Genomic DNA, 13565 nt, shown 5'->3' with positions numbered 1-13565 from the left:
CCACGGCCGTCCACCCAGCCCCCGCCACCCATGGCACCACCCGTAAAAAGCGGCCCACGGCCGCGATCCCCCCGTGGCCCACGGCCACGCGGCCTCACACCCCCGCACAGCCGCTACCCACGGCCACGCGGCCTCACACCCCCGCACAGCCGCTACCCACGCCGCCCACGCGGCCTCACACCCCCGCACAGCCGCTACCCACGCCGGCCACCAGCACCCCCTCGCGCCCACCCCCACACCACACCCTAGCCGAGCCTCCTAGCCCGGCACCCCTAGCCCGACCTCGCCTAGGCGGTAGGCGATGGCTGGTGGCACGGCGTGGGTGGCCGGGCGTGGGCATGGTGGTGGGGCCTAGGCGGCTGACCGTGGGGTGTTTTGGTGGCGGGGCCTAGGCGGCCGGCCGTGGGCCGGCCGGAGATCGCGGCCGTGGGCCGCTTTTTACGGGGGTGGGCTGAGGTAGGGGTAGTGGTGGGGGTGGGTGGTGAGGCCGGCTTTTACGGGGTTGTTGCGTATGTAGCGGGTGACTAGGGGGATGTCTCTTTCGTGTTGTAGCAGTCTATCGTGAAAGCCTTTGACCCACACGGTGCCGTTATAGCCGGTCTGGCGTACGTGGCGGGAAGCTGCTGACTTCATGCTACCCACTAAGTTGCTCAAGTTGCCTTGCGGGCCCAAACGTATGAGCCAATGCACGTGATCCGGCATCAACACCCAACACAGCAACTGATGCTCTTTTAGTAAAGCCGGTAAGGTAAAAGCACGAATAGCCGCCCGCGCATAGCTATCATTCGTAAAAATCGTACGCCTATGTTGCGTAATAGTAGTCACCATATACACCTGCCCACCATAAGACTGCCGCCCCACCCGCAACTGCTGCCTACCCTTCATCCATACTCGCTGTCTCATCGCTATCCTCCATACACTAAAAGTCTGACACCTATGTAATATACGAAAAACCCCCACCCAAAAACTCCCACCAGGACAAAACCCCCCATCCGTAAAAAGCGAGCCACGCTCGCGATCTCCGGTCGGCCCAGGGCCGGCCGCTCAGGCCCCGCCACCAGCCATCGCCTACCGCCTAGGGGAGGTCGGGCTCGCGGGGTGCCGGGCTAGGAGGTACGGCTAGGGTGTGGTGGGGGTGAGCGCGAGGGGGTATGGGCTGGTGGCGGTGTGGGTGTGGCTGTGCGGGGGTGGAGGCCGCGTGGGCGTGTGGGAGGGGGCTGTGCGGGGGTGTGAGGCCGCGTGGCCGTGGGCCACGGGGAGATCGCGGCCGTGGGCCGCTTTGTACGGGTGGGGGTGAGCGCGAGGGGCTGGTGGCGGCGTGGGTGTGGCTGTGCAGGGGGAGGAGGCCGCGTGGGCGTGTGGGAGGGGGCTGTGCGGGGGTGTGGGCCGCGTGGCCGTGGGCCACGGGGAGATCGCGGCCGCGGGCCGCTTTTTACGGGTGGGGGGGTGAGCCGAGGGGGTGTGGGCTGGTGGCCGGCGTGGGTGTGGCTGTGCGGGGGTGGAGGCCGCGTGGGCGTGTGGGCCGCGTGGCCGGCGTGGGAGGGGGCTGTGCGGGGGTGTGGGCCGCGTGGCCGTGGGCCACGGGGAGATCGCGGCCGTGGGCCGCTTTTTACGGGTGGTGGCTATACTCCCTGTAGAGGTCAGGCCTTGCCTGACCTGACTCCTGCGTCTGACCTGACTCCCGCGTCTGGTCTAGCTCCTGCCGTTTCTGCGCCACTCTTCTAGGGTCATCGCTTCTGCGTCTTTGGTGGAGAGTATGGGTTCGGTGGTGAGGGGCCAGGTGATGGCGAGGGTGGGGTCGTTCCAGAGGATGGCGGCTTCGTGTTGGGGGGCGTAGTAGTCGGTGGTTTTGTAGAGGAACTCGGCGCTGTCGGAGAGGACGACGAAGCCGTGGGCAAAGCCTTCGGGTACCCACAGTTGGTGTTTGTTTTCAGCCGATAAGTGGGCGCCTACCCATTGGCCGAAGGTGGGGGAGCCGTGGCGTACGTCTACGGCTACGTCAAAGACTTCGCCGGCGGTGACGCGAACTAACTTGCCTTGGGGCTGTTGGGTTTGAAAGTGCAAGCCACGTAAGACGTTTTTGGCGGATTTGGAGTGGTTGTCTTGTACAAAGCTCACTTCGCGCCCAATGGCGGCTTCAAACTGTTGGTGATTGAAGCTTTCAAAGAAAAAGCCGCGTTCATCGCCAAAGACTTTGGGTTCAATCAGTACCACTTCGGGTATGGCTAAAGGTGTGGATTTCATAGTAGTCCCAATAAGTATTGCCCATAGCCATTTTTAGCTAAGGGGGTGGCGAGTTTTTCTAGGTGTTCGGCAGAAATCCAGCCTTGGCGGTAGGCGATTTCTTCCGGACAGGAGACTTTAAGGCCTTGGCGGCTCTCGATGGTGGCGATGAATTGGCTGGCATCTAAGAGGGAATCATGCGTGCCGGTGTCTAGCCACGCGTAACCACGGCCCATGGCTTCTACGTGCAGCTGATTTTGAGCCAAATACAGTTTATTTAAATCGGTGATTTCTAATTCACCGCGTGCTGAGGGCTTGAGCTCACGTACTAGGTCTACGGCTTGATTATCGTAGAAATACAAACCGGTGACGGCGTAGTTAGATTTAGGTTGGGCTGGCTTTTCTTCTAAAGACAGCACTTTGCCTTCGCTATCAAACTCGGCCACGCCATAGCGCTCGGGGTCATTCACGTGGTAAGAGAAAACCGTAGCACCGGCGGGGCGTTGTTGGGCATTGATCAGTAGTTTATGGAAATCATGGCCATAAAAAATGTTGTCTCCCAGCACTAAGGCGGAGGGATTATTACCGACGAAATCTGCCCCTATGGTGTAGGCCTGGGCCAAACCATCCGGGCTAGGCTGCACCGCATAAGACAAATTCAGCCCCCATTGGCTGCCATCGCCTAAGAGCTGCTCAAAGCGCGGGGTGTCTTGGGGGGTGGAGATAATGAGAATATCGCGTATGCCCGCTAGCATGAGCGTGGAAAGCGGGTAGTAGATCATGGGCTTATCGTAAACAGGCAACAGCTGTTTACTAATGGCCAGCGTGGCCGGGTGTAATCGAGTGCCGGAGCCGCCGGCTAAAATAATACCTTTATGCATAGTAAAGATGGCGGGCGGAGCCCGCTCCTGCGTATTGAAGAGTTATAAGGATTATAAGGGGGAAGACAGCAGTTGCTGCACCGCACGGCGTACATGGTATTGCCAATGTGGCAGCTGTAAATCCAGTTGCTGCTCTAATTTGCTGGTGTCTAAGTGCGAATAGGTGGGGCGCTGGGCCGGCGTGGGGTAATCCGCCGATGGAATAGACAATACCGCATCGGGCTGCACCGTGGGCTGCAGGCCTTGGGCTAGCATTTGCTGCACAATGTAGCGGGCAAAGCCATGCCACGTGGTTTGGCCAGTGGCGGTGAGATGATAAAGCCCCGACTCCAGTTCGCCGCGCTGGTGCGCCCAAATGGCTAAGGCGGTGACATCGGCAATAAGCTCCGCCGAGGTGGGGGCACCAAACTGATCATCCACCACCGTTAACTGATCCAAGCGCATGGCTAAGCGCATCATGGTGCGCAGGAAGTTATTGCCATGGCCGGCATACACCCAGCTGGTGCGAAAAATTAAGTGCTTGGCACCGGTGTGGCGCAGCGCGATTTCACCGTCTAATTTGGATTGCCCGTACACATTGATGGGCTTGGTGTCGTCATTTTCGGTGTAAGGCGTGGTTTTTTCACCATCAAATACATAATCGGTAGAGTAATGCACCACTAAGGCGTTGTGCTCATACGCATAATGACCAATGGTTTCTACGGCCTTGGCATTAATGGTGTGTACGCGCTCGTAGTGCTCGGGGCTTTCGGCCTGATCCACTTTGGTGTAGGCGGCTGCATTCACAATAATACTGGGCTGGGCGCGTTCTAAGGTGCTGCGTAGGGCGCCTAGCTGGCTTAAATCGGCTTCTTCATGACCTAAGGCGGTGATGGGGCCTAAGGGAGCTAAACTACGTGCTAGCTCAGAGCCAACTTGGCCATTTTTACCTAATATTAAAATATTACCCATGGTTATGTTTATATCCTTGTGGTTTTCTGCACCTAGAACGGTAAGGGTGCAAGATTAGCTATTGCGCTAATTCTACCACTTTCGTGCCTGCTGACTAGCAGCGCCGCGGGCCTAAATGGTATGATGGCTGCTTTGCTGTTGCCCCCCCTACTTTTTGACCTCTATGAACCCTTTTAGCCCCAGATTGTTGACTGCTTTAACGCTAACAGTAGCCGCGGGAGCAGCGCAAGCCCAGCAGCCGCTAGACCTGTATAGCGTATGGCAACAGGGTTTTAGCTTTGATGCCAATTACAAAGCTGCCGTGAGTCGTTTTAATTCTAGCCAAGAGCAAGAGAAAATCAGCCGGGGTGGGCTGCTGCCGCGCATTAATGCCGGTTATAGCCGCAGCCGTATTCATGGCTGGCGCAAGCAGCCCGGGTTTATGGGGCAAATGCAGCGTTCAGACTTACGCTATGACTCCACTAATATCTACGCGCAATTAGATCAGCCTTTGTTGAATTACCCGCGCTATGCGGAGTACCGGCGCGGGCAAGCGGTGTCGCGCTTTGGAGTGGCGCAGTTTGGGCTTGATAAGCAGCAGATTAGTCTACGCATCGCGCAGGCCTATTTTGCTAGCGTTTTAGCTGTAGACGATATGCAAACCCAAGCGCAGCGTGTGGCGTTTTTAGAGCGCCGGGTTGAGAGTTTTGAGCAGCTCCTTAAATACGCCGATGCCACCCAATTAGAGCTCACAGAAACCCAAGCGCGCTTAGATACGGCCCGGGCCGAGCTCTTAAAAGCCAAAGATGAGGTACGCACCCGTGCGCGCCAGCTGCAATCCCACATAGGCGTGGCACCCGAGGCCATCTATAGTCTGAATGAGGCCTGGTCTTACCAGCCGCTGACGCAAAGCGTAGACGAGTTCTTAGAGCTGGCTTTGAGGCAAAACAAAGACATACAAGCTGCCAAGCAGCAGGTGGCAGTGTATGAGGCCCGCCTTGATGCGGCCCGCAGCCAGTATTTCCCTACGCTAGATTTAGGCTTGAGCGTAGGTAGGGCCGATAGCGAGGATTTAGCCACCCTTAGCCAGCGCAGCAATACCTTTGCCGTCGGCATAAACATCAACATTCCCCTTTTCACCGGCGGCTACACCACGGCAGCCACTAGCCAAGCCCGCTACCAAATGCAAGCCGCCCAACACCGTTACGATGCCACCGTGGCCGCCGTACAGGCCGAAGTACAAAAGCAGTTTAACGAGTACACCAGCGGCCAGCAGCGCGTAGCCGCCCTAAAAACCGCCATGGAATCCAGCCAGCTCAGCCTAGACTCCGCCGAAAAAAGCTTCAGCGTAGGCGCCGCCAGCAACCTAGACGTACTTGACGCCCAAGACCAGTTCGCCCAAACCCGCTACGACTACTACGCCGCCCGCCTCGACCTCCTCCTCGCCCAACTCCGCCTCCACAGCGCCCTCGGCGACGACCTCCACCAAACCGTCCAAACCCAGTCCCACCAACACCTCCAAGGCCCAGTAGTCAGCCTCCTCCCCCCCTCCCCGTAAAAAGCAGCCCACGCCCCGTAAAAAGCGGCCCACGGCCGCGATCTCCCCGTGGCCCACGGCCACGGCCCACACCCACGACCACGACCCACACCCACACCCACGACCCACACCCACACCCACGACCCACACCCACGACCACGGCCCACACCCACGACCACGGCCCACACCCACGACCACACCCACGACCACGGCCTACACCCACGGCCTACACCCACGGCCACGGCCTACACCCACGACCACGGCCTACACCCACGACCCACACCCACGGCCACGGCCTGCACCCACGGCCACGACCCTAGCCCACGCCCACGGCACCTAGGCTCCTGCTCATGCCTAGGCGGGCGGCCGTGGGCCGGCCCGGGATCGCGAGCGTGGCTCGCTTTTTACGGGTGTGGGGGTGGGTGGTGAGGTGCCTGGGTGTAGGCGGGCGGGTGTGGGGGTGTAGGGGGTGGTGGTGCTGGGGTGTAGGCGGGCGGCCGTGGGCCGGCCCGGGGATCGCGGCCGTGGGCCGCTTTTTACGGGGTGGGGGTGGCTTTGACGACGATTTGGAAGGGTTGGGCGGGGGGGTGGGTTTCTAGGAGGTGGCGGAGTTGGGGGGGGAGTTGGTCCCAGTAGTGGGCGAACTCGGGGTGCCAGGCGCCGGCGTCTACGTTTTCGATGGTGTCTACGGTGAGGCCTACGCGCTCTAGCATGGCGATGAGGGTTTTGGAGGTGAAGAAGTGGATGTGGGTGCGGTCGAGTAGGCCGGTGTCGGCGTAGTCGAAGGCGTTGCACCAGAGGGCGGCGATGACGCCGCCGTTGGCTATGTTGGGTACCGAGATCACTACGTGGCCTTGGGGGTGTAGTAGGGGCAGTACGTTGCGTAAGACGGTTTCGGGGTCGCGTAGGTGCTCTAAGACGTCCGCCATCATAATCACGTTAAAGCGGCTGCCTTTTTGGTGTAGGCCGGCTAAGCAGTTGGGGTCGTCTAGGTTGCCTACGATCATTTCGGTGGTGTAGGGGCGGGCGCGTTCGGCGGCGGCGGCGTCAAACTCCACGCCGGTGACGTCACAGTTATAGTGCTGTTGGAGTACGTGGGTCATGGCGCCGGCAGCGCAGCCGAGTTCTAGCACTTTTTGATTGGCGCCGACTAGGCGGCAGACGCGGGCGGCGGTGCTTTCATCGTTGGGGTCGAAGGTGTAGTGGTATCTCATATATATCGCGGGCGTGGCCCGGCTCTTACGGGTGGGGCGAGGGGCTCGCGGGGGTCATGGTGATGGTTTTCATGGGGATGCCGACGAGGCCGGTAGCCGTAGCGCTGCTGTGGGATTTGAAGAGCAGGGCGTCGTGTATCCAGTGGTGTTGTTCGTGGTCCTCTTGGCTGCCGTTGGCGATGGCGACGGCGATGGAGTAGTCGCCTTGGGGTAGGGTGGGCATGGCGAATTCAAATTCCACCCGCAGTAGTTGGCCGCCGTCTACGGCGACGGGTTGCTCTAGGTAGCTGAGGTAGGTGTTGTCACCGAACAGGGTTTGGCCGAGGCGGTCTTTGACGTAAAAGCCCACAATGGGGCGGTCTAGGGCTTGGGCGGTTTGGATTTGTATGACCAAACGCACCAGTTCGCCGCCCACCACCCAGTGCAAGCCATTACCCGCGCTGTCTGTGAGGTGCACATCAGCAATGCGCGCCGCGCCTTTACCAAAGCCGGCTTGGTTGGGGTCAAAGGCAAAGACTTCTAAGTCATTACGTAAGTTGCTGTGGTTGATGAAATCTTCGCGTTGATCGCGCCAGTTTTCTACGGGGTTAATGGTGGCTACGGCTTCTTGTTGGGTGTTTTGGCTGCCAAATAAATCCGCTAAATAGGCTTCACTCACTTCTTTGGCCGAACCATAGGCCTGCATTTCCCCTTTATTAAGCCAAACGGCGCGCTCACACAGGTTTGTGACCGCCGCGCTGTCGTGGCTCACAAAGAGAATGGTGCCTGTTTCTTTGAAGTTACGTAAGTAGCGCATGCATTTCTGCGTGAACAGCGCATCGCCTACCGCGAGGGCTTCGTCAATGATGAGTATGTCAGCGTCTACGTGGGCGATGACGGCAAAGGCGAGGCGTACGTACATGCCGGAGGAGTAGGTTTTTACTGGCTGGTCAATGAAGTCACCAATTTCGGCAAAGGCCAAGATGTCGTCCAAGCGTTCGTCCATTTCAGCGCGCGTGAGCCCCATAATGGCACCGTTCAGGTAGACGTTTTCTCGCCCGGTAAATTCCGGGTTAAAACCGGCACCTAGTTCTAAGAGGGCTGCCACCTTCCCGTGCACCGTAATTTCACCGCTGCTGGGCGTTAAGGTGCCACAGATCATTTGTAATAACGTGGATTTACCGGAGCCATTGCGCCCCACTATGCCCACCGTTTCTCCGCGTTTGACGTTGAAGCTGATGTTTTGCAGGGCGTCAAAGGGGGTGTAGTAGCGTTTGTTTTTAAAGATGGCTTGTAGCAGCCGATCTTTAGGACGCTTAAATAATTTAAATTGCTTGCCCACGTTTTTTACATCAATGGCAATATCAGAGCACATCCGCAAATCCTTTTCGCATTTTATTAAAGGCCCACACGCCAAAAAAAAACACCACAAACGCCCCTACGGTATACGCCCCTAACGCTTGTAGATCAGGGGCCACGCCCTCAATAATCACAGCCCTCGTCTGTTCAATAATGAGGGTCAATGGGTTCGCCATAAATATAGTCTGCAATTTAGGCGGCAGCATAGAGGCCGGGTAAAACACCGGTGATAAAAATAATAATATGGTGGTGACTAAGCCCATGATTTGCCCTATATCTCGTAGATAAACGCCTAGGCCTGCTAAGAGATAGGAGACGCCGATTAATAAGATGAAGTAGGGCAAGATGACGAGTGGCATATAAAGTATACCCAGCAGGGGTAACTGGTGGTACACAATGACGTAAAACACAATGAGTACGCCTAGGCTGATTAAAAAGTGGAAGAGGGCGGAGAGCATGCTCACGGGGGCTAGCACTTGTAGCGGGAATACCACACGTTTTACGTAACTAATGTTATTTAACATTAGTGCGGGTGAGCGGTTTAAGCATTCGGCTGCCAGGCCGTGTACGGTGAGGCCCACAAAGAGTTGCAGCGCGTATTCAATTGGCCCACCGTCTTGGCCCCACCGGGCTTGGAAGATGCCGCTAAATACGGCGGTATATACCGCGAGTAATAATATGGGCGTAATCAACGCCCACAGCAATCCCCCTGCTGAGCCTTTATAACGGCTTTGCACGTCTCGCCATGCCAGTTGTTTTATTAGGGCCCGTTGTGTCCACAACGTTTTCATTCCTGTCACTACGCCTCTCCTGTTAGTGCGTCTTCATTGATTGCGCGTATCTGCTTTGCGATTGTAATGGCCTTTAGGTGGCTTTGCACGGTTGTGTGTTTTTGTGGCTTTGCTGAGATTGTTGTATATTAACAACGGACCTACGGGCTTTAGGTGTTCTTTTCCTTTGTTAATACTTTTTTCGTGGCGGTGGATTTTTTTTTGCGATATGGTTCTAAGTGAGTTGTTGAGTTTAGGCATAGGTGTTGCTTATTTAAACTGTCTTCGTTTGACAGGCGGTCTTGCTTTAGCTTATGCTTGCCAACATTGTTACTGAATGCCTGGCGCCGATATTAAGACGCGCGTCATTTAAATACTCGGCTCAGAGATGCTTTCAGCAACATCCATCGATGGGTGTAATCCCGTAACACAAAGGAAAGAAATACAATGGCTAATCCATTATTTAATGCAGTTTACTATTTAACACAGAACCCTGACGTTTTTGCTGCTGGTTATACAGTTGATACTGCTTATGATCACTACACGCAGTTCGGCGCTGACGAAGCTTATGTTGCTGGTGGTTTCGTTCGTGCACCAAACCCATGGTTCGATGCTAAGTACTACTTAACACAGAATACTGATCTAATCGCCGGTGGCGTAACTCCTGAAACAGCTCTAGATCACTTCCTAACATACGGTGCTATTGAAGGTCGTGCTCCTGATGCAGCTGTTGCCGCTAATCCTATTACTGAAGCTGGTTTATTAGCATACGCTAAAGCAAACCCTGATTTGCTAACTGCTTTTGGTATTGAAGAAGATGCTACTGAGTTAACTGATACTCAGAAAAATGATTTGACTCTTCAGTTCTACACATACGGTTACAACGAGAGCCGTCCTGCTGCTCCTACAGTAGTTGCTCAGCCTGATGTAAACCAAGGTGATACTTTCACGCTCACTAATGGTACCGACTTTGCCGATACAACAGGTGCCGTAAGTCTTATCGGTGGTGTTGCCCTGCCTGGTATAGATTTCAAGTTCACCGGTCAGGACGAAGTTGTAAATGCGACGAACTTGACGTTGGGTGCAGGTGATACTTTGCTTGATGGCAGCACGACTGACAACGACACTTTAAATATTACGTTAGGAGCAGGTGCTGCAATGGGTGCTGCTACTATCGCTAATATCGAGAATATCGATGTTACTGTTGGCGCTAACACAGCTTCAGGTGCTCTGGATTTTACAAATGTTACAGGCGCTAAAAACCTAACAATTGAAGGTGCGTCCGCAGCAGCAATTACCACAAATGGTATTCAAGCAAGCGGTATCACTACAGTTGATGCGTCAGGCATGACTAGTGCAGTGAACGGCGTGACAGTAAACTTCACTAGTTCAACTAGCACAGCGGCGCTTTCAATTACCGGTGGTAGCGGTGGTGATACATTGACTGGTGCAAATGGTGCAGACACAATCAATGGTGGAGCCGGTAATGACTTCATCAATGGTGGAGCCGGTAATGACGTGCTCAACGGTGGCGCTGGAAGTGACACGATTGCTGGCGGCACAGGTAACGATACTATTGATGGTGGCGCAGGTAATGATAATATTACTGGCGGCGCAGGCAATGATATTCTAATAGGTGGTGCAGGCAATGATAATATTGCTTTAAACGCCGCTGTAGGCGCAACCGAAGCTCTTACTTTGACTAATATTTTGGCTGACACTGCTGCTGCGGGTGGTACAGATAGCGACACAGTTGTATTTGAAGCTACTGCCACTGCCAATGGTGTTGATACCATCTATGGTTTTCAGACCGGTGCAATTGCGACAGGTGGGGATGTTCTTGACTTCTCTAATTTTCTAGGTGCTGGTGTATCCTTTGAAGCAGTTACTGCTGCAGAATATACTGCTAATGCCAACTTGTCAGGATATAACGTTGTAACACTGAAAAACAGTGCCGGTGTTTTAGACGCAGACTCTGATGAAATCGTGTCTTTAAGTGAAATGAATGCAGCGATTACTGCAGGTAGCCTCGCGTTTGATGCAGATGCTAAAGTTGCCTTTGTTTATGAAAACTTAACTGCATCTGCTACAAATGCTGATGTGTACTACCTAACAACTGATGCTAATGGTGCTGCTGTTTCATTGTCATTAGTAGGTCAAGTGGATAACGTCACTGGAGCCACTTTTGATGCATTCAGTGCTGCTAACTTTGCCTAATCGAGTTAGTTAAGTAGTATATTTAGTATTGTTACGGTAGTTGTGCGTTACTTTGTATAAACAACATAACGTTCTAGGCAGAATTAAAAAGCTACTGTATTTTTACTAGCTAGACGCGCAATAAAACGCCTGACTTCGGTCGGGCGTTTTTCTTTTTTTGGTGTTTGCGTGAGCGCGCCACAAAAGCTGCGCAAACCTGAGGGCTGCAATTAAGAGTGAATAGTCACAACGCGCCCATCGTGGCAGTTTCTATTGGACGAACCAACAGAAGCGGGGTTTTGCGGTTATCTTGCGCAGCAAGATCACCGCGGGCTTGCCCGGGGTGATGCTTGTCGCGCTTTCAAAATCCTGTTAACACGTCAGCTTTCAACAATAAGCGGTTTTAATTCAGTGCCTATACATACCATGAAGCCTGAATAGCTCCATAAATGAAAGTGTGTCTAGTAAAAGGGGGTTGGTTTAGTAAATGACCGTCATGCCCCCTTTCTAGCGCCTAACTTCGGTTGGGCGCTTTTTTGTGCCTGGTGCTTCCGTTTCAAGACCAGAACTGATTTGGAAGAAAAACCCTCCGTTGCTCCGGGTGCATGGTAAAGACCCATTCACCCACCGGCGCGTCAATGACCTCCCTCGCTAAAACGAAGTCCGTGACGCGGCGCCCGCAGGGTGCTGCGACACGGACGCCAGTGAACTTGGATAACTAGGTTAAGTTTTCCGGGCGCTGCTTTTTTTTGGCAGATTTTAAGGCCGAAAAAAAGGTTCGGGCTGCGATTTCTCGGTAACACCCATTGAAATCGAAGCCAATTGCTTAACAAGAAATTAAAATGCCACTCCCTTTACTCAGAAACCTGGGAATAACGAAAACGACTGAGTCCTTAACGAAAATGACCCACCGCAAAGTCCCTCACGAGCTAAGCAGGTAAGGGTAAGGGGTGAGTCTTAAAAAATCGAAGGGAGAGTTAGTAGTAAAAGACGCTTTCTTCTGAGCTAAGGCTTTGCTGTATCAGCATGTCCATTTCCGCCTGTTCAATGCTAAGGCCTTGCGGTAGAGCGGGCGGTGCTTCGTTTACCTCGGTGCTAGAAATAAAATCGCTGTCGATGTGACGGGGAGCTTCCTCTTCTACTTTTACCTCGATGCCCAATTCGGTTTTTTCGGCGGAGTCGCTGGGAACGAGAATCGTCGGGGCAGAGGCGCTAGTCGGCGCTTTTTTGCCACGGGGCTTGGTTCTGGCCTTGAGTTTACTTACCTTGGCTTCCCGCAGCTTCCTTTCTTCTTCCAGTGTCTGTTGACGTCTTTCTTTCTGCTGCTCTTCGGTCATCGGAACGAATTCCCATTTCTCAATTCGGGTCATTACTTCCTCGATGACCGTTGACACATAACGCCACCGTTTTACCATCCGAGTTTTGCCGGTCTTTTTATCGGTGCGCGGCATTTCGACTTGCACTCGGGCACGACGCTTAATCGTAATTCCCACGGTACGCTTGGTGCCTTCGTTGTACTCGTTGATACCGGCCTCGGTCATTCGGCCTAGCACGAGCGTTTCGTCCGTGGACGGGGTCTTGGGCTCTTTGCAGGCCGCTAAGCCTCCCACGGCAAGTAAGAACGCTTTTGGATTTCCTCGGGTATTTCTGAGATAACCCCTCTTATCTGAGCCACGGGCGTAAATCCAGAGCATTTTCAGTTCTGGGCTTTCGGGCGGCGATTGCAGCCTACGTAGCTCGTCCCAAGCGGTCAGGCACCTTGCCACGCCAAAAAGCTGGCTGGCATTGATGCGCCAGAGCCAACGGTACGCGGCTAGGCCTTGGGCTTCGTCTTTCTGCGCTTTACGGTCCGAATCAGAGAGGTCGTCTTCCTCTGAGGCAACGAGTTCATTGCTCTTCAAGGCTTTAAAGAGGTATTTCATCACGTAACTTGAGCCATTGGAAAGCGAGCGGTCAATACAGCGCCAGTCGACTTGGGCGCCTTCCTTCGCGTAGGTGGCGGGGCGAGGGCTTTCGGCCACTAAGTCACTGCGGTTATCGTAGAAACGGACTTTGTCCGCCTCAAGAGCCTGCCTTGGGTCAGAGACCTTGAGCTTATTACCAAAATACTTCATTATCGTTTGCTGAATTAAGGCAATGGCATCGGCGCGAGCCAACAGCCAGATGTGCCAGTGTGGGCAGCTGTCCATGTGGGCTTCCACCACGCGCAAGCCAGAGATGCCGATGTTCGCGGCGTGTAAATCACGGTTAATGGATTGCCAACGCTCGCCGAGCTCCTCGTGGCCCTGAATGGCAAGACGCCCAAAGACTACTAACCCTACTTCGATTTTTTAAGACTCACCCCTTACCCTTACCTGCTTAGCTCGTGAGGGGCTTTGTGGTGGGTCATTTTCGTTAAGGACTCAGTCGTTTCCGTTATTTCAGAGTTTCTGAGTAAAGGGAGTGGTGTTTTAATTTCTTGTTAAGCAATTGGCTT

13 protein-coding genes are annotated in these 13565 nt (G+C 54.5%); 4 read left to right on the top strand and 9 right to left on the bottom strand.

The features are described 5' to 3' along the window. The first annotated feature begins 73 nt into the window (after positions 1 to 73). Complete coding sequence (locus AC2UZJ_RS07075; protein ID WP_486949432.1) at positions 74 to 262, top strand: hypothetical protein; 189 nt, start codon at positions 74 to 76, stop codon at positions 260 to 262. A gap of 176 nt (positions 263 to 438) precedes the next feature. Here AC2UZJ_RS07075 and AC2UZJ_RS07070 read toward each other — a convergent pair whose 3' ends face one another. Beyond that, the gene (locus tag AC2UZJ_RS07070) at positions 439 to 903 is read right to left on the bottom strand and encodes an REP-associated tyrosine transposase (RefSeq protein WP_486949431.1); all 465 of its coding nucleotides are present in this window, start codon (positions 901 to 903) and stop codon (positions 439 to 441) included. A gap of 366 nt (positions 904 to 1269) precedes the next feature. On the opposite strand from AC2UZJ_RS07070, the gene AC2UZJ_RS07065 reads away from it, so the two are divergent. Beyond that, positions 1270 to 1725: a hypothetical protein gene (locus AC2UZJ_RS07065; RefSeq protein ID WP_486949430.1), complete on the top strand. Its 456-nt coding sequence runs from the start codon at positions 1270 to 1272 to the stop codon at positions 1723 to 1725. Here the strand turns inward: AC2UZJ_RS07065 and rfbC are convergent. The 3 genes from rfbC to rfbD are packed head-to-tail and all read right to left on the bottom strand — an operon-like array spanning position 1693 to position 4055. Further along, positions 1693 to 2244 (bottom strand): dTDP-4-dehydrorhamnose 3,5-epimerase, encoded by a 552-nt coding sequence (rfbC, locus tag AC2UZJ_RS07060; protein ID WP_486949429.1) that lies wholly within the window; start codon positions 2242 to 2244, stop codon positions 1693 to 1695. The genes AC2UZJ_RS07065 and rfbC overlap by 33 nt on opposite strands. Then, positions 2241 to 3104: a glucose-1-phosphate thymidylyltransferase RfbA gene (gene rfbA / locus AC2UZJ_RS07055; RefSeq protein ID WP_486949428.1), complete on the bottom strand. Its 864-nt coding sequence runs from the start codon at positions 3102 to 3104 to the stop codon at positions 2241 to 2243. The genes rfbC and rfbA overlap by 4 nt, the downstream gene beginning before the upstream one ends. A gap of 51 nt (positions 3105 to 3155) precedes the next feature. Then, positions 3156 to 4055 carry a dTDP-4-dehydrorhamnose reductase gene (gene rfbD / locus AC2UZJ_RS07050; protein WP_486949427.1) on the bottom strand — a complete coding sequence of 300 codons (900 nt, stop codon included), beginning with the start codon at positions 4053 to 4055 and terminating at the stop codon, positions 3156 to 3158. A 163-nt stretch (positions 4056 to 4218) separates the two neighbouring features. Here rfbD and AC2UZJ_RS07045 point away from each other — a divergent pair, with 163 nt between their 5' ends. Beyond that, entirely contained in the window at positions 4219 to 5592 is a 1374-nt protein-coding gene (locus tag AC2UZJ_RS07045; protein WP_486949426.1) for a TolC family outer membrane protein, read from the top strand. Here the strand turns inward: AC2UZJ_RS07045 and AC2UZJ_RS07040 are convergent. The 4 genes from AC2UZJ_RS07040 to AC2UZJ_RS07025 form a co-directional block, all read right to left on the bottom strand. Then, on the bottom strand, positions 5567 to 5794 hold the full coding sequence (locus AC2UZJ_RS07040) for a hypothetical protein (protein ID WP_486949425.1): 228 nt from the start codon (positions 5792 to 5794) through the stop codon (positions 5567 to 5569). The genes AC2UZJ_RS07045 and AC2UZJ_RS07040 overlap by 26 nt on opposite strands. 313 nt (positions 5795 to 6107) lie before the next feature. After that, entirely contained in the window at positions 6108 to 6785 is a 678-nt protein-coding gene (locus AC2UZJ_RS07035) for a class I SAM-dependent methyltransferase (protein WP_486949424.1), read from the bottom strand. A gap of 25 nt (positions 6786 to 6810) precedes the next feature. Continuing rightward, positions 6811 to 8139 (bottom strand): ABC transporter ATP-binding protein, encoded by a 1329-nt coding sequence (locus AC2UZJ_RS07030; RefSeq protein WP_486949423.1) that lies wholly within the window; start codon positions 8137 to 8139, stop codon positions 6811 to 6813. After that, positions 8129 to 8914 (bottom strand): ABC transporter permease, encoded by a 786-nt coding sequence (locus AC2UZJ_RS07025; protein ID WP_486949550.1) that lies wholly within the window; start codon positions 8912 to 8914, stop codon positions 8129 to 8131. Before AC2UZJ_RS07025 ends, AC2UZJ_RS07030 begins: the two co-directional genes overlap by 11 nt. A 426-nt stretch (positions 8915 to 9340) precedes the next feature. On the opposite strand from AC2UZJ_RS07025, the gene AC2UZJ_RS07020 reads away from it, so the two are divergent. Beyond that, the gene (locus AC2UZJ_RS07020; protein ID WP_486949422.1) at positions 9341 to 11110 is read left to right on the top strand and encodes a calcium-binding protein; all 1770 of its coding nucleotides are present in this window, start codon (positions 9341 to 9343) and stop codon (positions 11108 to 11110) included. Between the two features lie 956 nt (positions 11111 to 12066). On the opposite strand, the gene AC2UZJ_RS07015 is transcribed toward AC2UZJ_RS07020, so the two are convergent. After that, positions 12067 to 13380, bottom strand: coding sequence for a replication endonuclease (locus tag AC2UZJ_RS07015; protein WP_486949549.1), 1314 nt, complete (start codon positions 13378 to 13380; stop codon positions 12067 to 12069). Between the last annotated feature and the right edge of the window lie 185 nt (positions 13381 to 13565).

This window comes from Paenalcaligenes sp. DL 309 (genome assembly GCF_057475285.1).
Note: the sequence above shows the minus strand (reverse complement) of the source record. Positions and strands in the feature narration are given on the sequence as shown.

Excerpts from the sequence above, each read along its gene's own strand:
- rfbA (WP_486949428.1), bottom strand. The coding sequence starts at position 3,104 with ATGCATAAAGGTATTATTTTAGCCGGCGGCTCCGGCACTCGATTACAC.
- AC2UZJ_RS07020 (WP_486949422.1), top strand. The coding sequence starts at position 9,341 with ATGGCTAATCCATTATTTAATGCAGTTTACTATTTAACACAGAACCCT.
- AC2UZJ_RS07045 (WP_486949426.1), top strand. The coding sequence starts at position 4,219 with ATGAACCCTTTTAGCCCCAGATTGTTGACTGCTTTAACGCTAACAGTA.
- AC2UZJ_RS07025 (WP_486949550.1), bottom strand. The coding sequence starts at position 8,914 with ATGAAAACGTTGTGGACACAACGGGCCCTAATAAAACAACTGGCATGG.
- AC2UZJ_RS07030 (WP_486949423.1), bottom strand. The coding sequence starts at position 8,139 with ATGTGCTCTGATATTGCCATTGATGTAAAAAACGTGGGCAAGCAATTT.
- rfbC (WP_486949429.1), bottom strand. The coding sequence starts at position 2,244 with ATGAAATCCACACCTTTAGCCATACCCGAAGTGGTACTGATTGAACCC.
- rfbD (WP_486949427.1), bottom strand. The coding sequence starts at position 4,055 with ATGGGTAATATTTTAATATTAGGTAAAAATGGCCAAGTTGGCTCTGAG.
- AC2UZJ_RS07035 (WP_486949424.1), bottom strand. The coding sequence starts at position 6,785 with ATGAGATACCACTACACCTTCGACCCCAACGATGAAAGCACCGCCGCC.
- AC2UZJ_RS07070 (WP_486949431.1), bottom strand. The coding sequence starts at position 903 with ATGAGACAGCGAGTATGGATGAAGGGTAGGCAGCAGTTGCGGGTGGGG.